Raw genomic sequence first — 19,922 nt, 5'->3', positions numbered from 1 at the left:
CAGCCCGCGGCCCCCCTGGTCGGCGCGCTCCGCGCCCGGCTGGCGGCCGTCGCCGCGGCGGTGGCCGGGCGGCCGCGGCCGCGCGTGCTGGTGCTCGAGTGGACCGCCCCCCGTTCCTGGCCGGGCACTGGGTGCCCGAGCTGGTGCGCCGGGCGGGCGGCGAGCCGGTGGGCGGCGCGGACGCCGGCCGCAGCGCGTCGGCGCCCTGGGACGACGTGGTGGCGCTGCCTGCGGACGTGGTCGTGGTGGCACCGTGCGGCTACGGCCTCGACGACGCCGTCGCGCAGGCCGCCGCCGTGCGCGAACGGTTCCCCGGCCGCCCCCTGCTGGCCGTCGACTCCGCGTCCTACGTCGTGCCGGGCCCCGCCTCGTCGACGGGATCGAGGCGCTCGCGTGGGCCTTGCACCCGGACGCGGTCGGTGCGCCGCCGCCGGGGCGGCTGGCCCGGGTCACCTGACCCGCAGGTTCAGCTCGAGGCCAGCGCCCGGGAGATCGCGCGGGCGCTGGTGCGCACCAGCGGGGCGAGGGTGTGCGGAGCGACGCTGCCGTGGCGGACCACCAGCGACACGGCGGCCACCACCGTGCCGCGGGCGTCGTGGATCGGGGCGCCTACCGAGAGCGCGTCGGTGGTGACCTGCCGGTCGCTGATCGAGAAGCCGCTCGTCCGGACGTCGGCGAGCATGCGGCGCAGCACGCGCGGGTCGGTGACGGTGAACTCGGTGTAGCGCTCGATCGGCGCCGTGAGCACGTCCTCCTGCACCTCGGTGGGCGCGTGCGCGAGCAGCACCAGCCCGACGCCGGTGGCGGTGAGCGCGAAGCGGCCCCCGACGCGGGTGAGCACCGGCACCGCCCCGCTGCCGGCGATCCGCTCGACGTACACGACCTCGGAGCCCTCCCGGACCGCGAGCTGCACGTTCTCCCGCGTGACTTGGGAGAGGTCCTCGAGGAACGGGAGCGCCCGCTCGCGCAGCGGCAGGCCGCGCGGGGCGAGCGAGCCGACCTCCCACAGCCGCAGCCCGACGCGGTAGCAGCCGTCCTCGCCCCGCTCGAGCGCGCCCCAGGCGACGAGCTCGCCGAGCAGCCGGTGCGCGGTGGACACCGGCAGCCCGGTGTGGCGGGACAGCTCGCTCAGGCTCATCGCCGGGCGCTGGGCGGAGAAGGCGTCCAGCAGCTGCAGTGCGCGGGCCAGGACGGGTCCGGTGCCGCCGTCGGTGGGACGCGCCCGTGCCACTGGGTACCTCCTCTGCGGACGGGCCGCGTGCCGGCCGTAGAGCGTAACCGGCCCGTGCCGCCGTTCGACCCCAGCCGTTCGACCCCAGCCGTTCGACCCCAGCCGTTCGACCCCAGCCGTTCGACCCCAGCCGTTCGACCCCGGCCGTTCGACCCCGGCCGTTCGACCCCGGCCGTTCGACCCCGGCCGTTCGACCCCGGCCGTTCGACCCCGGCCGTTCGACCCCGGGCGTTCGACTCAGCCGTTCGGCAGGATCACCGCGCGGCCGTCGACTTCACCGTGGTGCAGCGCCCGGTAGGCCTGCGGGCCGTCGTCGATGCCGAAGCGCTCGACGTGCACGCCGACCAGCCCGGCGCGCGCCAGGTCGAGCACCTCGATCAGCTCGTCGCGGGTGCCCCAGTACGGGGCGCGGACCGCGACCTCGAAGGCGGTCGAACCGAAGCCGACCGGCAGCGTCCCGCCCGCGATGCCCACGATCGTCACGTCGCTCTCGACGCCGGCGACGGCACCGGCCAGCTCGACGGTCGGCTGCGCGCCGACGAAGTCGAACGCCGCACGGGTGCCCTCGCCGCCGGTGATCTCGCGGACCTGCGCGGCGGTCTCCGGCCCGGACAGCAGCGTCTCGTGGGCGCCGACCCGGCGGGCGAGCGCGAGCTTGTCCTCCGACACGTCGACGGCGACCACGCGCGCCGGGGTGAGCGCCCGCAGCAGCTGGACGGCGACGTGCCCGAGCCCGCCGGTGCCGATGACGAGCGCGGTGCTGCCGGCGACGAGCTTCGGCAGCGACGCCTTGACCGCGTGGTAGGGCGTGAGCCCGGCGTCGGTCAGCGGGACCGCCTGCACCGGGTCGAGGTCGCCGAGCGGGACGAGGTGCCGGGCGTCGTCGACCAGCATGTATTCCGCCATCGCGCCGTCGTGCCCGAGTCCGGGCGGGGTGATCCCCAGCTCGGCGGCGCGCAGGCAGTAGTTCTCCTTGCCCTGGGCGCACATCCGGCAGACGCCGCAGCCCCACGGGCCGTAGACCGCGACCCGGTCGCCCTCCGCGACGCCCTGCGCGCCGTCAGCGAGCCCGACGACGGTGCCGACACCCTCGTGGCCCAGCGTCATCGGCAGCGGGTACCGGTACTGCTCGGCGGGCCACCCCATCACCGCGATGTCGGAGTGGCAGACGCCGGCCGCGTCCACGCGCAGCAGCACCTGCCCGGGTCCCGGCTCCGGCGTGGGCACGTCGACGACGACCGGCTCGGCGCCGATCTCGCGGTACTGCAGGGCCTTCACCGAGATCGCCTCCTGCTACTACGCAAAGCGCTTATTGTTGCGACCTCAACTATATGCCGGGCGGGGCGCCGAGGGCCCGCGGACCGCAGGTTAGCTCCGCTGCCGCGCCGCCGTCCGCTCGGCTCCGGCCTCGGCGGTGAGGTCGTTCGTGGACGTCTCACCCAGCGCCAGGATGCAGCCGACGGTGATCAGGCAGCAGGTCGCGATGATGATCGACACCGGCAGCGTCGCGGCCGAGCCGGCGAGCACCGCGGCGAACACGACCGGCGCGATCCCGGCACCGGTGCCCGCGATCTGGTAGCCGAGCGACGCGCCGGTGTAGCGCGCCCGCGTCGAGAACAGCTCCGTGTAGAGCGCGGCGAGCGGGCCGTACATCGCGGCGTGCACCACGCCCTGCCCGAGGACCACGGCGAGGGTCAGCAGCAGCGCGGAACCACTGTTGATCATCGGGAAGATCAGGAAGCTCAGCACGGCCATCGCGATCGCGCCGGTGAGTACCACGGGCCTGCGGCCGAGCCGGTCGGACAGCGCCGAGAACCCGATGATCCCGAGGATCGCCGCCACCGACGACACCGTGAGGGCGTTGAGCACGGTCTGGCGCTCGAAGCCCGCCTGCACCGCGTAGGAGATCACGAAGGTCGTGAGCGTGCCCTGCGCGACGAACGCGCCGAAGCCGACGCCCACGCCGAGCAGCAGGTTGCGCGGGTGGTTGCGCAGCACCTCCAGCAGCGGCGGGCCGGACGGCTTCGCCGCCGCCGCCTCCTGGAACACCGGAGTCTCCTCGACCTTGGCGCGCACGAACAGGCCGACGGCGAGCAGCACCGCGCTGAGCAGGAACGGGATCCGCCAGCCCCAGGAGAGGAACGCCTCCTCGCTCATCCCCGCTGCGGTGAGCGCGAGGACCACGGTGGAGAGCACCATCCCGCTGGGCGCGCCCGCGTTGGTGAAGCTCGCCCACAGCCCGCGCCGCGACGTCGCGTGCTCGGCCGACATCAGCACCGCGCCGCCCCACTCGCCGCCGACCGCGACGCCCTGGGCGATGCGCAGCACGATCAGCAGCACCGGCGCCAGCGCCCCGACCTGGGCGTAGGTCGGCAGCAGCCCGATGAGCACGCTCGCGACGCCCATCAGCGTCATCGTCATCACGAGCATCCGCTTGCGCCCGAGCCGGTCGCCGAAGTGTCCGAACAGGACGCCGCCGAGCGGGCGGGCGAGGTAGCCGGTGGCGAGCGTCCCGAAGCTCGCGACGGTGCCGACGAGCAGGTCGAGCTCGGAGAAGAACACGCGGCTGAACACCACGGCGGACGCCGTCGCGTAGAGCAGGAAGTCGTAGTACTCGATGACGCTGCCGAGGTAGCTCGACAGCACGGCGCGTCGGAGCTGGCTCCCGGAGCGGGCGGGGTGCGGGTGCGTCATTGCGGTGCCCTGTCTGGTCGGTGGGCTGCCCGGGACGGGCGCTGTCGCCCCGGGTCACGTGACCGAGCACCTTAGGCACCATCGTCACTGCGGTCAACGGACTGCCCAACAATGCGGCAGCTACGCTGCCCGCGTGGCATTCGCGCACGTCGGCGAGGGGGACGACGAGGAGTTCGCCGGTGACGCGCCCCTCGGCGCCCCGCGCCCCCAGGCGCTGCTGCTGACCTTCTTCGGCGGCTACCTCCTCGGCCGCGGCGTGCACGTGGCCACGAGCAGCGTGCTCGACGTGCTGCGGCGGGCGGGCGTCTCCGAGCACGCCACCCGCTCGACGCTGAGCCGGATGGCCCGCCGCGACCTGCTGCACCGGGCGCGCCGCGGGCGGCAGGTCTACCTCGGGCTGACCTGGCGCTCCCGCGAGGTCCTGCGCGACGGCGAGGCACGGGTGTGGCGGGTGGGCGCGGTGAACACGTCCTGGGACGGCACGTGGACGCTGCTCGGGTTCTCGCTGCCCGAGCACTGGCAGCGGCAGCGGCACGCCCTGCGCTCGCGGCTGCTGTGGGCGGGCTTCGGCCCGCTGCAGGGCGGGCTCTGGATCGCCCCGTCCACGGTGGACGTCGGCAGGCTCGGCGACGACCTCGAGGCGGCCGGGCACCTCAAGGTGTTCGCGGCCCGCGCGCTACCTCCCACCGACGTCGACGGGCTCGTGCGCGACGCCTGGGACCTCGACGCCCTTGCCGCCCGCTACCGCGGGTTCCTCGACCGCTGGGAACGGTCCGCCCGGCGCCCGCACCTGCCCGACGGGCTCGCCCGCCAGCTCGTCCTGCAGACCGACTGGCTCGAGGTGATCCGGCGCGACCCGCGGCTGCCGGTACGGCACCTGCCGTCCGACTGGCCCGCCGAGCAGGCCCAGCAGCTGTTCCGGGCGCTCTACGCCGAGTTCGAGCCCGAGGCCGGGGCGATCGCGGCCGACGTGCTCGACGTCATCCCGGACGAGGAGGCGCAGGGCTGACGAGCGCCGCCCGGGACCGCCGTCGGGATTGCAGCAAAGCCACTTTCATGCCACCACGTTGCAGGAAAGTGGCTTTGCTGCAACCTGGTGCGGCGAGCGACGGCGGCACCGTGAGCGGCCGGGCTACCGCTGTGCCAGTGCCGCCCGGCTGCGGTTGAGGTAGCCGGCGAACGAGGCGCGCTCGTCGGCCGTCAGGTCGGCCACCATGCGCTCCTCGAGCGCGCCCACCCGCTCGGCCACCGCGGCGAGCAGCTCGTGCCCCTCGCCGGTGAGGCTGATCAGCAGTCGTCTGCGGTTGGCCGGGTCGCGGTCGCGCACGATGAGCCCCCGCCGCTCGAGCGCGGTGACCAGGTCGGCCATTGCCTGCGGGGTGACGAACGAGTTGCGGGCGAGCTCGGCGGTGGTCAGGTGGTCGCGGCGGTCGAGCACGGTGAGCGCCGTGTACTGCAGCGCTGTGATGCCGGACGGGCGCAGCAGCTCGTCGAGGTGGGCGCGGACCGCGAGCTCCACCTGCTTGACCGCGTAGAGCAGCGACGGGGCCTGCCGGTTCGCGGCCGGGTGCAGCGTCATCCGTGGGTCCTCCTCGTGTCGCCGGTGTCGAGTCTGGCACGGGGTCTTCTCATGGCGGCATGCTCGGTGATACTAAGGAATCCTGTTAATTGGGGTTCCTCGACGAAGCGGAGGACGATGATGGATCCCGCGACCGGGCGGCCGCCCGTCGCCGGTCTGGGCAGCTGGCCCGGGCGGCGGGCCCGCATCTCGCCGGACCGCATCGCGCTGGTCGACCCGCACCGCACGCAGACGTTCGCCGAGCTCGCCGACCGCACGTCCCGGCTCGCAGGCGCACTGCGGCGGCTCGGGGTCGGCCCCGGCGACCGGGTCGCCTACCTCGGCGTCAACGCCGTCGAGGTGTTCGAGACGTTCTTCGCGACCTGGCTGCTCGGCGCGATCGCCGTGCCCCTGAACCACCGGCTGTCGGGCACCGAGATCCGCTACATGCTCGACGACTCCGGCTCCTCGATGCTCGTGCACAGCGGCGACACCGACGCGCTGGTCGCCGCCGCCGCGCCGCTCCCGGCGACCGTGCGGCACGTCGTCGCGGTGCATCCGGAGAGCTGCCCCGCGGGCGGCCGGGACTACGCCGCCGAGGTCGCCGCCGGTCCGGGCCTCGGTGAGGAGCCGCCGGTGTCGCTCGACGACCCGGCGATCCTGCTCTACACCTCCGGCACGACCGGGCGGCCCAAGGCGGCGGTGCTCACCCATGGCAACCTGACCTGGAACACGGTCAACCAGCTCGCCCACGTCGACGTGCTGAGCACCGACCGCGCCCTGTGCATCGCGCCGCTGTTCCACTGCGTCGGCCTCGGCCAGGTCACGCTGCCCACGCTGTTCAAGGGCGGCAGCGTGGAACCGGTGGCGAGGTTCGACCCCGGCGCGATCCTCGCCCGGATCGCCGACGCCCGGATCACGAGCTTCTCCGCGGTGCCGACGATGCTGCAGATGATGTGCGAGCACCCGGACTGGGACGCCACGGACCTGAGCTCGCTGCACACCGTGCTCTACGGGGGTTCGCCCGTTCAGGAGCGGGTGGCGCGCAAGTGGCTGGACCGCGGAGTGGCGCTCCAGCAGGGCTACGGCATGACCGAGGCCGCCCCGGGCGTCTACATGGTGCCCCGCGGCGAGGGGCTGGACCGGCCGGTGTCGGTCGGCGTGCCGCACGTGTTCACCGAGGTCGCGATGCTGCGCGACGGCCGCCCGGCCCCCGTCGGCGGCGAGCCGGGCGAGCTGCTCGTGCGCGGCCCACACGTCTTCGCCGGCTACTGGAACCGGCCCGAGGAGACCGCGGCGGCATTCGTCGAGGGCGGCTGGTTCCGCACCGGCGACGTGCTCCGGGTGGCCGAGGACGGCTGGGCCGACGTCGTCGACCGGGTCAAGGACCTGATCATCTCCGGTGGGGAGAACGTCTACCCCGCCGAGGTCGAGGCCGTGCTGGTGCAGCTCGACGCGGTGGCGAACGCGGCGGTCGTCGGCGTCCCGGACGCCCGCTGGGGCGAGGTCGGCGCCGGCTACGTGCAGCTGCGCGACGGCGCCGCGCTCATCGAGGCCGAGCTGCGTGCGCACCTGGAGGCGCACCTCGCCCGCTACAAGGTGCCCAAGTACCTGGTGTTCGTGTCGGAGCTGCCGCGGGGCGCCACCGGCAAGATCCGACGGGTCGACCTGCGCGAGCGGGCGGCCGGAGAGTTCGCCGCCGCGGCGGCGGAGGGAGTGCGATGACCGAGTCGATCAGCGGGCCGATCACCGAGGTGCACGACGACGACCTCGTGCAGGCGTTGCTGCCGCCGTCGCTGCAGGTCGAGCGGGACGGCGCGGACGTCGCCGTGCTGCGCCTGACCCGCGCGGCCAAGCGCAACGCCCTCGACGACCCCACCGTGCTGGGCATCGAGGCGTTCTTCGCCACGCCACCCTCGTGGGCCAAGGCGGTCGTGCTCGACGCCGACGGCGAGCACTTCTCGGCGGGGCTCGACCTGTCGGAGCTCACCGAGCGCAACGCGTTCGCCGGCCTGGAGCACTCGATGATGTGGCATCGGGCGTTCGAGCGCCTCGAGCGCGGCCGGGTGCCGGTCGTCGCCGTCCTCAAGGGCGCCGTGATCGGCGGCGGGCTGGAGCTGGCCTCCGCCGCGCACATCCGGGTGGCCGAGCCCAGCGCGTTCTACGCGCTGCCCGAGGGCCAGCGCGGGCTGTTCGTCGGCGGCGGGGCGTCGGTGCGGCTGCCGCGCCTGATCGGCGCGCACCGGATGGCCGACATGATGCTCACCGGCCGGGTCCTCGACGCCGAGGAGGGCCAGGCGCTGGGCCTGTCGCACTACCTGACGGACGCGGGGGAGGGGCTCGGGCAGGCGCTGGAGCTGGCCCGCCGCATCGCCGCCAACTCGCCGGTCACCAACTTCGCCGTGCTCCAGGCGCTGCCCCGGATCGCCGAGGCCAACCCCGCCGAGGGCTACCTGATGGAGTCGCTGATGGCGGCCGTCGCGTCGGGCAGCGGGGAGGCGAAGGAGCGGATGCGGGCGTTCCTGCAGGGCCGGGCGGGGAAGGTGGGGCGGACCGGGGGATGGCAGCCGGCGGAGCGTGCGGAGCCGGCGGGGTGGGAAGAACGATGACCGGGCCCGCCACCGGCCCCGAGCTCCTGCGGGCCCCCGCGCCGGACGTCCGGGAGACCACCGAGATCGGGCGCTATCTGACGTGGCTGGAGCGCGAGCGCGGGCTCACTTTCGACGACTACGCGGGCCTGCACCGCTGGTCGGTCACCGACCTCCCGGGCTTCTGGTCCTCGATCCGGGAGTTCTTCGACGTCCGCGGCTCCTTCGACGGCCCCGTCCTGGCGCGCCGGGAGATGCCCGGCGCGGAGTGGTTCCCCGGCGCCACGCTCAACTACGCCGAGCACGTCCTGCGTGGCGCCGGCGTCGCCGCCACGGACGTGGCCGTCGTCGCGCACTCGCAGACCCGGGACCCGCTGGAGCTGACTGGGAGCAGCTGCGCGAGCAGGTGGCCCGCGCCCGCGCCGGACTGCTGCGGCTCGGCGTCGGGCCCGGGGATCGCGTGGTCGCCTACCTGCCGAACATCCCGGAGACCGTCGTGGCGTTCCTCGCCACCGCGAGCCTCGGGGCGGTCTGGGCGAGCTGTGCTCCGGAGTTCGGTGCCCGCAGCGTCGTCGACCGGTTCGCCCAGGTCGAGCCCACCGTGCTGCTCACCGTCGCCGGCTACCGGTACGGGACCAAGGACGTGGACCGGCGGGCCGAGGTGGCCGCCGTCCGCGCCGGGCTGCCGACGCTGCGGCACGTCGTGCACGTCCCGTACGGCGCGGGCGAGCTACCGGACGCGCTCGGCTGGGCCGAGCTGCTGGCCGAGCCCGGCGACCTCGTCGTCGATCCGCTGCCGTTCGCCCACCCGCTGTGCGTGCTGTTCTCCTCGGGAACCACCGGCCGACCGAAGGCGATCGTGCACGGCCACGGCGGGATCCTGCTGGAGCACCTGAAGAACCACGGGCTCTCGTGGGACCTGCGCGCCGGCGACCGGATCCTGTGGTTCTCCACCACCGCCTGGATGATGTGGAACGCGCTGGTCTCCGGCCTGCTCGTCGGCGCGTCCATCGTGCTGATCGACGGCAACCCGCTCCATCCCGACCTGGACTGGCAGTGGCGCCTCGCCGAGGAGACCGGGGCGACCCTGATGGGCGCGAGCCCCGGCTACCTCATGGCGTGCCGGAAGGAAGGGCTGGAACCGGCCCGCGAGCACGACCTGTCCCGGCTGCGCCAGATCGGGGCCGCGGGCAGCCCGCTCCCGGCGGAGGGCTACCGGTGGGTGACCGAGCAGTTCGGGTCGGACGTGCTGCTCAACGTGGGCAGCGGCGGCACGGACGTCTGCTCCGGGATCGTGCAGGGCAGCCCGCTGCAGCCGGTGTGGGCCGGGGAGATCTCCGGGCCCTGCCTGGGTGTGGCCGCCGCCGCGTACGACGACAAGGGCCGTGAGGTCGTCGGCGAGCTGGGCGAGCTGGTGATCACGCAGCCGATGCCGTCGATGCCGGTCGGGTTCTGGGGAGACACGGACGGATTGCGCTACCGCGACACCTACTTCGACGCCTACCCCGGGATCTGGCGCCACGGCGACTGGGTGCGGTTCTCGCCCGAGGGCAGCTGCATCGTCGCCGGGCGGTCGGACGCCACCCTCAACCGGGGCGGCGTGCGGCTGGGCACCGCGGAGTTCTACCGGGTCGTCGAGGAGCTGCCGGAGGTCGAGGACAGCCTCGTCGTCCACCTGGAGGACCCGGCGGGCGGCAACGGGGAGCTGCTGCTGTTCGTCGTGCTGCGCGACGGCGCCGAGCTCGACGACGCGCTGCGCGCCCGGATCGCGGGCGAGCTGCGCGGCGCCCTGTCGCCACGGCACGTCCCGGACCGGGTCGTGGCCGTGCCCGCGGTTCCGCGCAACCGCACGGGCAAGAAGCTCGAGCTGCCGGCGAAGAAGATCCTCCTCGGTGCCGCGCCCGACGCCGTCGCGAGCAGGGACGTGCTCGCCGACCCGGCGTCGCTGGAGCCGTTCGTCGCGCTGTCGAGGACATCGTGACCGGCCGCGACGCAAGGGGCGACCAACCCCGCGAGTCGCCCGTTTCCGTCACGCGATTCGCCCCGAATCGACACGTGAGTCGCCCGGTGGCGCGCCGGGTTGCAATCGTCGGTACCGGCGTGATCGGCGCGAGCTGGGCTGCGCACTTCCTCGGGCGCGGGCTCGACGTCGTCGCCACCGACCCGGCGCCGGGCGCGGAGCAGCGGCTGCGGGCCGACGTGGCCGCGCACTGGCCCACCGTCGCGAGCCTCGGGCTCGCCGAGGGCGCCTCGACCGACCGGCTGACGTTCACCGCCGACATCGCCGAGGCGGTGGCCGACGCCGACGTCGTGCAGGAGAACGGCCCGGAGCGGGTGGAGGTCAAGCACGCGCTGTTCGCCGCGCTGGACGCCGCGGCTCGCCCGGACGCGATCCTCGCCAGCAGCTCGTCGATGCTGCCGCCCAGCCTGATCGCGCAGGCGTGCACGGAGCACCCCGAGCGGGTCGTGGTCGGGCACCCGTTCAACCCGCCGCACATCGTCCCGCTGGTGGAGGTCGTGCCGGGGGAGCGGACGAGCGAGGACGTCGTCCAGCGCGCCATGGACTTCTACGCAGGCGTCGGCAAGCGACCGATCCGGCTGCGTCAGGAGGTGCCCGGCCACATCGCGAACCGGCTGCAGGCCGCGCTGTGGCGGGAGGCATACTCGCTGGTGGAGCGGGGGGTCGCCACCGTCGCCGACGTCGATGCCGCCATCGCGCACGGCCCGGGCCTGCGCTGGGCGGTGCTCGGCCCGTTCGTCAACCAGCACCTGTCCGGCGGCCCGGGCGGCCTCGCGCACGTGCTGGCGCACCTCGGCCCGCCCACCGAGGACATCTGGCACGACCTCGGCGACCCCGCGCTCACCCCGCAGCTCGCCGAGCAGCTGGTGGCCGGGGTCGACGAGGAGCTGGCCGGCATCGACCCGGCCGACCTCGTCGCCCGCCGCGACGCCGTCCTGCACGCCCTGCTCGCCGCGAAGGCGGGCATCGACCTTCCGTAAAGGAGACGAAGTGGACATCGCCGCACTCGACGCGATCGACGTGCATGTGCACGTCGAGCAGGACAGCTCCGGCTGCACGTCGCTCGACCAGGAGCTGCTCGACGCCTCGGCGGGCTACTTCAAGTCGAGCGAGCACCGGACGCCGACGCTCGCCCACATCGCCGAGTACTACCGGAGCCGCAACACCGGGGCCGTGGTCTTCACGGTCGACGCCACCGCGGCGACCGGGCACCCGGCGCTGTCGAGCGAGGAGATCGCCGACCTCGCCGCCGAGCACGCCGACGTGCTGATCCCGTTCGGGTCGGTCGACCCGCATGGTGGCAAGGCCGCGATTCGCCGGGCCCGCACGCTGGTGACCGAGCACGGGGTGCGCGGGTTCAAGTTCCACCCGAGCATGCAGGCTTTTCAGCCGAACGACACCGCGTTCTACCCGCTCTACGACGCGCTGTCGGAGCTGGGCGTGCCCGCGCTGTTCCACACCGGCCAGACCGGCATCGGTGCCGGGCTCCCCGGCGGCCGGGGGATCAAGCTGCGCTACTCCGACCCGATGCTGATCGACGACGTGGCCGCCGACTTCCCCGAGCTGACGATCGTCATGGCGCACCCGTCCGTGCCGTGGCAGGACGAGGCCATCTCGATCGCCACCCACAAGGCGAACGTCTACATCGACCTGTCCGGGTGGTCGCCGAAGTACTTCCCGCCCCAGCTGGTGCAGGCCGCGGGGCGGATGCTCAAGCACAAGGTGCTGTTCGGGTCGGACTACCCGCTGATCACCCCGGAGCGGTGGCAGAACGACTTCGCGAAGCTGGACATCCCCGACGAGGTGCGGCCGCTGATCCTCAAGGACAACGCGGTGCGGATGCTCGGGTTGGCCTGAGGAAGAAAAGGCGTCGACGCACCGTCGAGACTGGCGGGGTGGATCGGACGGGGACGGCCGGGTCGGTCGAGGTGCTGGGGTTTCCGCCGGACGCCCGGGTGCTGATCGTGAACGCCGACGACTTCGGGATGTACGGCGCGATCAACACCGGGGCTCTGCAGTCGATCGAGGACGGGATCGTCGGCTCCTGCAGCCTCATGGTGCCGTGTCCCGGGGCGTCCGAGGCCATGGAGCTGCTGCGCCGGAAGCCGGAGATCGCGTTCGGGATCCACCTCACGCTGGTCTGCGAGCTGACCACCGCCCGGTGGGGTCCGATGGCGGCGGCGAAGGACAGCGTGCCGTCGTTGCTGGACGAGGCCGGTGAGCTGTTCGGCCCGGACCGGATCCCGGAGCTGCTCGCCCGCGCCCGGCTCGACGACGTGGGGCGGGAGTTCCGCGCGCAGATCGACGCCGTGGTCGGGATCGGGCTCGAACCGACGCACCTGGACTGGCACTGCCTGGCCGACGCCGGGCGCCCCGACGTCTTCGACCTGACCGTGGCGTTGGCCGACGAGTACGGCCTGGCGGTGCGGGCGTGGGGCGACCGTGCGCGCACGACGCTGCGCCGCCGGGGCCTGCCGGTCGTCGACCACGACTTCGTCGACAGCTTCGGCCTCGACCTCGAGGGCAAGGCCGCGCGCTACGCGGCGTTGCTGCGGCACCTGCCGGTGGGGCTGACCGAGTGGGCGGTGCACCCGGGCCTGGACGACGAGCAGGCGCGGGCGATCGACCCCGGCGGGTGGCCGGTGCGGCACGGCGACCACGGGTTCCTCACCTCTCCGGAGGCGCGCGCGATCGTGGCGGAGGAGGGGATCGCCGTGATCGGCTACCGGGAGGTGCAGCGGGCGTGGACGCGCGCCCGCGTCCGTCCGACCGGCTGACGCTCCCCGTCTCGGCGGACGCTCCCCGTCGACGGGGTGCTCGAGCCGCGACGGGGTGCGCGCGGTGGGTGTCAGGGCCGGAGGACCAGCCGGATCGGGTTGCCCTCCTTGTGGTGCAGCCGCTCGACGGCAGCTGCGGCGTCGGCGAGCGGGACGACGGCGCTGATCGACCGGGCGAAGTCGACGCGGTGCCGGTCGACGAGGGTGACGAGCTGGTCGACGTGCTCGGCGTCGGAGCCGTAGTGGCCCAGCACCTGCTGCTGGTAGTAGCTGAACAGGGTGCCGTTGGTGATCGTCAGCGGCTGGTCGGTGAGGCCGACGAGGACGAGTTTGCCGCGCGGGGCGAGGCAGGCCACGGCCTGTTCCCGCACGGCGGGCACACCGGCGAAGTCGAACGCCGCGGTGAGACCGACCCCCGCGGTCTCGTCCAGGATGCGCTGACGCAGGGCGTCGTCGGCGGGGTCGAGCGCCACGTCGGCCCCGAAGGCCACGGCGCGTTCGCGGGCGGCGGGCAGCGGATCGACCGCGACGACGGGTGCGGCGCCGATCAGCCGCAGCAGCTGGATCGCGTGGACCCCGAGGCCGCCTGCACCCCACACGCCGACGGCCTGTGCCGAGCGGACCCCGCCGGTCGTGGTGACGGCGGCCCACGGCGTGGACACCGCGTCCGGGATGATCGCGGCCTGTTCGAACGGCAGGTGGTCCGGGATCGCGACCAGCGTGGCCTCGCTCGCGACCGCGTACTCGGCCCACCCGCCGTCGTAGTCCACGCCCCGGGTGAGCACGCGCCCGTCCGGGCTCAGCTCGCCGGCCTGGAGCAGCACCCGCCTGCCCGGCTGCCACGCCGTGACGCCGGGGCCGACGGCGTCGACGGTGCCCGCGACCTCGTGCCCCAGCGTCACGGTGTCGCCCGCCAGGTACAGGGGTGTGAGGGTGCCGTCGATGAGGTGGACGTCGGAGAGGCAGACACCCGCCGCCTCGACCTTGATCCGCACCTCGCCCGGGCCTGGTTCGGGGACGGGGACGTCCGTCACCGCGAACTCCCGGGTCGTCACGTTCAGTCGTCCGGCGAGCATGCCGACCACCGTAGTGTCGGAACCGGGCGACTCGTGTGTCCGGACCGGGCGACTCGTGTGTCGGAAGCGGGCGACTCGCGGGAGGGGCGCTCAGAGATCGAGCACGAGCTTCGGGCAGGCGGCGCGGGACACGCAGATGAACATGGTGTCGTTCGCGGCCTTCTCCTCGTCGGTGAGCAGCGAGTCGCGGTGGTCGACCTCGCCCGCGAGCACCGCGGTCTCGCAGGTGCCGCACGTGCCCTCCTGGCAGGAGGAGAGCACCGGGACGCCCGCCTCTTCGACGACCTCGAGGACCGAGCGGTCCGGCGGGACGGTGAGGGTGGCGCCGGTGGTGGCGAGCTCCACCTCGAACGACCCGGACAGCACCGGTTCGCCCTGCTCCTTGGGCATGAACCGCTCGACGTGCAGCGCCCCGGACGGCCAGGCCGCGCACCGCTGCTCGACCGCGTCGAGCAGCGGCGCCGGGCCGCAGCAGTAGACGAGCGTGCCCTCGGCGGGGGCGCCGAGCAGGGCGTCGAGGTCGAGCAGCCCGTGCTCGTCCTGCGGGCGCAGGACCACGCGGTCGCCGTGGGTGTCGCGCAGGTGCTCGACGAAGGCCATCGAGCCCGCCGTGCGCCCGCCGTAGGTGAGCGTCCAGTCGGCGCCCGCCGCCGTGGCGGCGGCGAGCATGGGCAGGATCGGGGTGATCCCGATGCCGCCCGCCACGAACACGTACCGGTCGGCCGGTTCCAGCGGGAAGTGGTTGCGCGGCCCGCGCGCGGTCACGGTGACCCCCGGCTGCAGCTTGTCGTGCACGAACGCCGAGCCGCCGCGGCCGTCCGGCTCCCGCAGCACGGCGACCTGCCACGTCGACCGGTCGGCCGGGTCCCCGCACAGCGAGTACCGCCGGGTGAGCTCGTCGGTCAGCACCAGGTCGACGTGCGCCCCCGGCTCCCAGGCCGGCAGGTCGGCGCCGTCGGCGTGGCGGAGCCGGAGCACCGCCACGCCATCGGCGACGTCGTCCCGTTCGTGCACGACGAGGTCGCGCTCGGTCTCGGACGAGGTCATGACGTCGTTCCGGAGGTGGCAAGGACGGGCTCGGGCGCCGCGGCCGGTGGCTCGTGGCCGACCGGGTGGGCGAGCAGCCACTCCCACACCTCGACCGGCCCGTCGGCGACGTGCACGGCGCCGCAGTGGCAGTTGCCCTGCAGCCGGTCGCTACCCGGCAGCCAGACCACCCGCAGCACCCCGCGGCCGGTGAGCATCCTCGTGGGTTCGATCGTCATGGCTCAGCTCCCGGTGGTGGCCGCCGCGGTCGTGCCCTGGGTGAGCTGCGCGGCGAGCATGCGGCGGGCGGCGAGCCCGCCGGTGTCGATGTTGATCGAGAGCTCCTGGTAGCCGGCGGGCTCGGTGGCGATGACCTTCTCCAGCACGTCGAGCGCCTCGACGTCCTGCAGCACGACGGTGCGGTTGTTCTCGGCGAGGAAGTCCGAGACGCCCTGGTCGTCGAGCGCGAAGTCGCGGGCGACGGCCCAGAAGTCGTGCGTGGAGTTCTCCGTCTCCGGCGTGATCGCGTAGACGACCTCGACGTGGAAGGCGTCGGGGTCGCTGCCGTCCGGGTTGGGGACGGAGCCGACCGGGGCGATCCGCGAGTGCAGCTTGTACAGGCACGGCGGGGTGTACTCGATGTCCTGCCAGCGCGCGATCCGCCCGGTCAGCCCCGTGGACTTGGAGTAGAACGGCGGGCACTCCGCGTCGTCCATGTGCCGGGAGACGTAGACGATGCCGGCCTCCTCGTCGACCTCGGTGGTGATCGGCGTCGAGGCGACCTCGGGGGTGCCGATGTAGCCGCCGTGCAGGTAGGTCTCGTGCGACAGGTCGAGCAGGTTGTCCACGAGCAGCCCGAACCGCGCGGCGAGGGGCTCCATGCCCGAGACCGTGGTGTAGTCGGGGGAGTCCAGCCACGGCGCCCGCGGGATGCGGGTGGCGTCGGCCCGGTCGGGGTCACCGATCCACACCCAGACGAACGAGTCCTGCTCGACGACCGGGTAGGACCGCAGGCGTGCGGTGCGCGGCACCCGCGTCTGGCCGGGCACCGCCACGCAGCGGCCGTCGGTGCCGTAGGTGAAACCGTGGTAGCCGCAGATGACCTGGTCGTCCACCAGCCGGGTGGGGGCCTGCGAGAGCGGGAAACGGCGGTGGACGCAGCGGTCCGACATCGCGGTGACCGTGCCCGCCTTCGTGCGCCAGAACAGGATCGACTCGCCGCAGATCGTGCGGGAGAACAGCTCGGTCGTGATCTCCCGGCCGTAGGCCGCGACGTACCACTGGTCGCGCGGGATGCTGGTCATGGGAACTCCTCTCGGGCCGATGGGCCGGTCAGCTCGCGGACGGGGCGGGCACGGCCGCGGGGGCCGATGCGCGCAGGAGGGTGAGAGCGGCGGCGGTGCAGAGGAAGATCACGCCGGCGGCGATGTAGAGCTGCTGCGGGGTCCAGCCGCCGTCGAGCAGGGTGCCGGCCAGCGTCGGGGCGAGGATCGCACCGGCGCGCCCGATCGCGAGGCCCGTGCCGACGCCGGTGGTGCGCACGGCCGGGCCGTACACCGTCGGGGTGAGCGCGTACAGGCCGGCGACGCAGCCGTTGACGAACAGGCCGACGACGATGCCGACCGCGAACGCCAGCGCGAGCGTCGAGGTGGAGGCGATGAAGACGGCGAGCAGCACGGCGGTGGCGATCAGGTAGCTGATCAGGACGTTGCGCAGGGCGAACCGGGCGGCGAGCAGGCCTAGCAGGGCGGCGCCGAAGACCCCGCCGAGGTTCAGCAGCGTGCCCGCGGTGATGCCCTGGGCGGGGGAGAGGCCCGCCTCGACGAGCAGCGTCGGCGTCCAGCTGGTGACGAAGTAGAAGCCCGCCATCACGCAGAAGAAGGCGACCCACAGCACGAGCGTGGCGCGCCGCAGTCGCGGGGTGAGCAGCTCGCGGAAGGTCGCGCCGACGCCGGCGGGGGCCTCGGTCTGCTCCGGGAGCCGGTCGAGCGCGGGCTGCCCCATGCGGGCGGCGAGCGCGTTGACCCGCTCTAGCGCGCCGGCGGGCCTGCGCGCGAGCAGGAAGTCCAGCGACTCCGGCAGCAGCGCCCACACCGCGGGGATCGCCGCGGCGGTCGCGATCCCGCCGAGCAGGAACACCGAGCGCCAGCCGAAGCCGCCGATCAGGACCACCGCGAGCAGCCCGCCCAGCGTGGCGCCGAGGGCGTATCCGGTGGAGTTGAGGCTGACCGCGAGGCCGCGCCAGCGCCGCGAGGCGTACTCCGCGGCGATCACGTTGCTGCTGGCGAGGATGCCACCGATGCCGATGCCGGTGAGCACGCGCAGCACGCCGAGCTGAACGGCGGACTGGCTGATCGAGGACAGCAGCATCGCCGCGCTCGCGAGCGTGAGGCAGCCGAGGATGATCGGGCGGCGCCCCACCCGGTCGGCCCACGGCGCGACGAGCAGCGAGCCTGCGGCCATCCCGACCAGGCCCGCGGACAGCAGCAACCCGAGCTGGGAGCCCGACAGGCCCCACTCGGTCGACACGGCCCGGCCGGTGAACGCCATGACGAGCACGTCGAAGCCGTCGAGCATGTTGAGCAGAACGCAGACCGCGACCGCGGTCCATTGGAAGCGGCTCATCGGACCGTCGTCCAGAGCCGAGCGCAGCGACGCACTCATGGGTGGCACCTCGTTGTTCCACAGGAATCTTGCGGGAGTTGGCGACCAGACTGCGGGAGCGCCGCCCGGAGGCGAACGGCCTTCCCGGACGCCGGAAAAGGTGTCGGCATTCCGCGAGGCGGATAAGCTTGTAGGCTGCAAGCTGTGCAAATCGTCGAGATCCGGGAGCGGACGTTCTCCATCGCCGCGCCGATCCGCAACGCCTACATCGACTTCCGGCGGATGACGCTCAGCCTCGTCGCGGTGGTCACCGACGTGGTGCGGGACGGCAGGCCGGTCGTCGGGTACGGCTTCAACTCCAACGGCCGCTACGGGCAGGGGGCGATGCTGCGCGAGCGGTTCATCCCGCGGGTGCTGGAGGCCGACCCGGACAGCCTGCTCGCGCCCGACGGGGCCAACCTCGACCCGCACGCGGTGTGGGACGCGATGATGACCGACGAGAAGCCCGGCGGCCACGGGGAGCGTTCGGTCGCCGTCGGCACCGTCGACATGGCCGTGTGGGACGCCGTCGCCAAGATCGAGGACAAGCCGCTGTTCCGGCTGCTCGCCGAGCGCTACGGCGACGGCGAACCGGACCGGCGCGTGTTCGTCTACGCCGCGGGCGGCTACTACCAGGCGGGCGGCGAGCGTGCGCTCGTCCAGGAGATGCAGGGGTACCTGCGGCGCGGGTACGACGTCGTGAAGATGAAGATCGGCGGCGCTCCGCCGGCGGAGGACCGGCGGCGCATCGAGGCCGTGCTGGGCGTCCTGGGGCCGGGGCAGCGGCTGGCCGTCGACGCGAACGGCCGGTTCGACCGGGACACTGCGCTCGCGTACGCGGAGGAGCTGCGTGGCTACGACCTGTTCTGGTACGAGGAGCCGGGCGATCCGCTGGACTACGAGCTGCACGCCGAGGTCGCGAAGGAGTACCCGGGGCCGCTCGCGACCGGCGAGAACCTGTTCTCCGTGCAGGACGCCCGCAACCTGCTGCGCTACGGCGGGATGCGACCGGAGCAGGACTGGCTGCAGTTCGACTGCGCGCTGGGCTACGGGCTGGTCGAGTACCTGCGGATCCTCGAGGTGATGCGGGAACACGGCTGGTCACCGCGGAGATGCGTCCCCCACGGCGGGCACCAGATGTCGCTCAACATCGCCGCCGGGCTGGGCCTGGGCGGCAACGAGTCCTACCCCGACCTGTTCCAGCCCTTCGGCGGCTTCCCCGACGGCGTCGAGGTGGAGGACGGCCACATCACGATGCCGGACCTGCCGGGGATCGGCTTCGAGGGCAAGGCCGACCTGTACCGGCACATGGCCGAGCTGAGCGCTTGACCGCCCCGGGCCGGACCGCCTCGGCCGGGGCGGTCCGGCCAACGCCAGCAAGGTGGCAATGCTGCCGTCCAGTGGCAGTACTGCCACCTTGCTGTCATCGCGGTGCCGGGAGCGAGCGGGCGTCGACCGCCTGCGTCAGGCCCGGGGACGGGCGGGTGGGCGACCGCGTGAGTCCTCCAGGGCCTGCGCGGCGAGGCCGCCGAGGCTCGCCTGCACGTGCCGGCGCATCACCGCCTCGGCGTGGACGGCGTCGCCGCGCACCACGGCCTGCATCAGCTCGAAGTGCTCCTCGAAGTCCTGCAGCCGGGTGGCCCCGGAACCGCTGATGAGCTCGAGCCCGAGCCTGCGGTACCGGTCGGCCTTGTCCCACAGCCCGTCGAGCAGGTCGACGAGCATCGCGTTGTGCGACGCCCGGTACAGCGCGGCGTGGAACGCGCGGTGCGCCGCGAGCACATCGGAGCCCACGCCCTCGATGAGCGGGCGCAGCTCCTCCGCGGCCGCCTGCAACGCCGCGACGTCCTCGTCCGTGCGCCGCTCGGCCGCCAGCGCCGCGGCGAGGGCGTCCATGGACCGGCGCACCTCGAACAGGTCCCTGGCCTCTTCCGCGGTCAGCGGCGCCACGCGGGCGTCGCTGTGGACGCCGAGCGTCACCAGCCCCTCGGACGCGAGCCTGCGCAGCGCCTCCCGCAGTGGGGTGGTGCTGATCCCGATCGTGGTGGCGAGCAGCTCCTGGTTGAGCACGGACCCGGGGGCGAACTCACCCGACAGGATCCGCTCCCGCACGTTGGCGTAGGCGAAGGCGGACTTGGTCGTGAACGGCCCCGACACCCCGCTGCCACCCCCTCTTCCGGCTCCGCCCGCCTGCCGAGACGATAGCCGGCGGTCACTCCGCACGGATCGGCGCCGGACGTCAGCAAGGTGGCGATACTGCCGTCCAGTGGCAGTATCGACGCCGCGGCCCAGGAACACTCTGACCCCCG

The 19,922-nt window shown here is 73.6% G+C and carries 17 protein-coding genes and 1 pseudogene; 8 read left to right on the top strand and 10 right to left on the bottom strand.

Annotation, left to right across the window (positions count from 1 at the left end; all coding sequences use genetic code 11):
- Positions 1-466 precede the first annotated feature (466 nt).
- The 3 genes from KME75_RS27730 to KME75_RS27720 all read right to left on the bottom strand — a co-directional run bounded on the left by KME75_RS27730 (position 467) and on the right by KME75_RS27720 (position 3,925).
- On the bottom strand, positions 467-1,231 hold the full coding sequence (locus KME75_RS27730; RefSeq protein ID WP_308283138.1) for an IclR family transcriptional regulator: 765 nt from the start codon (positions 1,229-1,231) through the stop codon (positions 467-469).
- A gap of 237 nt (positions 1,232-1,468) precedes the next feature.
- A complete protein-coding gene (locus tag KME75_RS27725) occupies positions 1,469-2,509 on the bottom strand; it encodes an NAD(P)-dependent alcohol dehydrogenase (protein WP_219417832.1) in 1,041 nt (346 codons plus the stop codon).
- A gap of 90 nt (positions 2,510-2,599) precedes the next feature.
- On the bottom strand, positions 2,600-3,925 hold the full coding sequence (locus KME75_RS27720) for an MFS transporter (RefSeq protein WP_219417831.1): 1,326 nt from the start codon (positions 3,923-3,925) through the stop codon (positions 2,600-2,602).
- Between the two features lie 133 nt (positions 3,926-4,058).
- Here KME75_RS27720 and KME75_RS27715 point away from each other — a divergent pair, with 133 nt between their 5' ends.
- Complete coding sequence (locus tag KME75_RS27715; RefSeq protein ID WP_308283137.1) at positions 4,059-4,934, top strand: PaaX family transcriptional regulator; 876 nt, start codon at positions 4,059-4,061, stop codon at positions 4,932-4,934.
- Between the two features lie 123 nt (positions 4,935-5,057).
- Here KME75_RS27715 and KME75_RS27710 read toward each other — a convergent pair whose 3' ends face one another.
- A complete protein-coding gene (locus KME75_RS27710) occupies positions 5,058-5,504 on the bottom strand; it encodes a MarR family winged helix-turn-helix transcriptional regulator (protein WP_219417830.1) in 447 nt (148 codons plus the stop codon).
- Positions 5,505-5,621: 117 nt separating this feature from the next.
- On the opposite strand from KME75_RS27710, the gene KME75_RS27705 reads away from it, so the two are divergent.
- The 6 genes and pseudogenes from KME75_RS27705 (at position 5,622) to KME75_RS27680 (ending at position 12,868) form a co-directional block, all read left to right on the top strand.
- Positions 5,622-7,208, top strand: a complete 1,587-nt coding sequence (locus tag KME75_RS27705; RefSeq protein ID WP_219417829.1) for an acyl-CoA synthetase — start codon at positions 5,622-5,624, stop codon at positions 7,206-7,208.
- Positions 7,205-8,092: a crotonase/enoyl-CoA hydratase family protein gene (locus KME75_RS27700; RefSeq protein WP_219417828.1), complete on the top strand. Its 888-nt coding sequence runs from the start codon at positions 7,205-7,207 to the stop codon at positions 8,090-8,092. The genes KME75_RS27705 and KME75_RS27700 overlap by 4 nt, the downstream gene beginning before the upstream one ends.
- Positions 8,089-10,052 (top strand): annotated as a pseudogene (locus KME75_RS27695) (acetoacetate--CoA ligase). The gene KME75_RS27700 and the pseudogene KME75_RS27695 overlap by 4 nt, the downstream one beginning before the upstream one ends.
- Positions 10,053-10,126: 74 nt before the next feature.
- Positions 10,127-11,071 (top strand): 3-hydroxyacyl-CoA dehydrogenase NAD-binding domain-containing protein, encoded by a 945-nt coding sequence (locus KME75_RS27690; protein WP_219417827.1) that lies wholly within the window; start codon positions 10,127-10,129, stop codon positions 11,069-11,071.
- Positions 11,072-11,081: 10 nt separating this feature from the next.
- On the top strand, positions 11,082-11,948 hold the full coding sequence (locus KME75_RS27685) for an amidohydrolase family protein (protein WP_219417826.1): 867 nt from the start codon (positions 11,082-11,084) through the stop codon (positions 11,946-11,948).
- 38 nt (positions 11,949-11,986) lie between these two features.
- Positions 11,987-12,868 (top strand): polysaccharide deacetylase family protein, encoded by an 882-nt coding sequence (locus tag KME75_RS27680; protein ID WP_219417825.1) that lies wholly within the window; start codon positions 11,987-11,989, stop codon positions 12,866-12,868.
- 71 nt (positions 12,869-12,939) lie between these two features.
- Here KME75_RS27680 and KME75_RS27675 read toward each other — a convergent pair whose 3' ends face one another.
- The 5 genes from KME75_RS27675 to KME75_RS27655 all read right to left on the bottom strand — a co-directional run bounded on the left by KME75_RS27675 (position 12,940) and on the right by KME75_RS27655 (position 17,634).
- The gene (locus KME75_RS27675) at positions 12,940-13,944 is read right to left on the bottom strand and encodes a zinc-binding dehydrogenase (RefSeq protein WP_246632972.1); all 1,005 of its coding nucleotides are present in this window, start codon (positions 13,942-13,944) and stop codon (positions 12,940-12,942) included.
- A 90-nt stretch (positions 13,945-14,034) separates the two neighbouring features.
- Complete coding sequence (locus tag KME75_RS27670) at positions 14,035-14,991, bottom strand: PDR/VanB family oxidoreductase (protein ID WP_219417823.1); 957 nt, start codon at positions 14,989-14,991, stop codon at positions 14,035-14,037.
- Entirely contained in the window at positions 14,988-15,209 is a 222-nt protein-coding gene (locus tag KME75_RS27665; RefSeq protein ID WP_219417822.1) for a hypothetical protein, read from the bottom strand. Before KME75_RS27665 ends, KME75_RS27670 begins: the two co-directional genes overlap by 4 nt.
- Before the next feature lie 3 nt (positions 15,210-15,212).
- Complete coding sequence (locus KME75_RS27660) at positions 15,213-16,274, bottom strand: Rieske 2Fe-2S domain-containing protein (RefSeq protein WP_219417821.1); 1,062 nt, start codon at positions 16,272-16,274, stop codon at positions 15,213-15,215.
- A 28-nt stretch (positions 16,275-16,302) separates the two neighbouring features.
- Positions 16,303-17,634, bottom strand: a complete 1,332-nt coding sequence (locus KME75_RS27655) for an MFS transporter (protein WP_219417820.1) — start codon at positions 17,632-17,634, stop codon at positions 16,303-16,305.
- Positions 17,635-17,778: 144 nt separating this feature from the next.
- Here KME75_RS27655 and KME75_RS27650 point away from each other — a divergent pair, with 144 nt between their 5' ends.
- Positions 17,779-18,942: a mandelate racemase/muconate lactonizing enzyme family protein gene (locus KME75_RS27650; RefSeq protein WP_308283136.1), complete on the top strand. Its 1,164-nt coding sequence runs from the start codon at positions 17,779-17,781 to the stop codon at positions 18,940-18,942.
- 135 nt (positions 18,943-19,077) lie between these two features.
- Here KME75_RS27650 and KME75_RS27645 read toward each other — a convergent pair whose 3' ends face one another.
- Complete coding sequence (locus KME75_RS27645; protein WP_219417819.1) at positions 19,078-19,770, bottom strand: GntR family transcriptional regulator; 693 nt, start codon at positions 19,768-19,770, stop codon at positions 19,078-19,080.
- Positions 19,771-19,922: the final 152 nt, after the last annotated feature.

This window comes from Pseudonocardia nigra, assembly GCF_019396355.1.
GTDB classification, from domain to species: Bacteria; Actinomycetota; Actinomycetes; order Mycobacteriales; family Pseudonocardiaceae; genus Pseudonocardia; species Pseudonocardia nigra.
This window is presented reverse-complemented; position numbering and strand designations above follow the sequence as displayed.

What these genes read in the sequence shown, in the direction of transcription:
- KME75_RS27720 (WP_219417831.1), bottom strand. Translation starts at nt 3,925, where the DNA reads ATGACGCACCCGCACCCCGCCCGCTCCGGGAGCCAGCTCCGACGCGCC.
- KME75_RS27710 (WP_219417830.1), bottom strand. Translation starts at nt 5,504, where the DNA reads ATGACGCTGCACCCGGCCGCGAACCGGCAGGCCCCGTCGCTGCTCTAC.
- KME75_RS27705 (WP_219417829.1), top strand. Translation starts at nt 5,622, where the DNA reads ATGATGGATCCCGCGACCGGGCGGCCGCCCGTCGCCGGTCTGGGCAGC.
- KME75_RS27700 (WP_219417828.1), top strand. Translation starts at nt 7,205, where the DNA reads ATGACCGAGTCGATCAGCGGGCCGATCACCGAGGTGCACGACGACGAC.
- KME75_RS27675 (WP_246632972.1), bottom strand. Translation starts at nt 13,944, where the DNA reads ATGCTCGCCGGACGACTGAACGTGACGACCCGGGAGTTCGCGGTGACG.
- KME75_RS27670 (WP_219417823.1), bottom strand. Translation starts at nt 14,991, where the DNA reads ATGACCTCGTCCGAGACCGAGCGCGACCTCGTCGTGCACGAACGGGAC.
- KME75_RS27665 (WP_219417822.1), bottom strand. Translation starts at nt 15,209, where the DNA reads ATGACGATCGAACCCACGAGGATGCTCACCGGCCGCGGGGTGCTGCGG.
- KME75_RS27660 (WP_219417821.1), bottom strand. Translation starts at nt 16,274, where the DNA reads ATGACCAGCATCCCGCGCGACCAGTGGTACGTCGCGGCCTACGGCCGG.
- KME75_RS27655 (WP_219417820.1), bottom strand. Translation starts at nt 17,634, where the DNA reads ATGAGTGCGTCGCTGCGCTCGGCTCTGGACGACGGTCCGATGAGCCGC.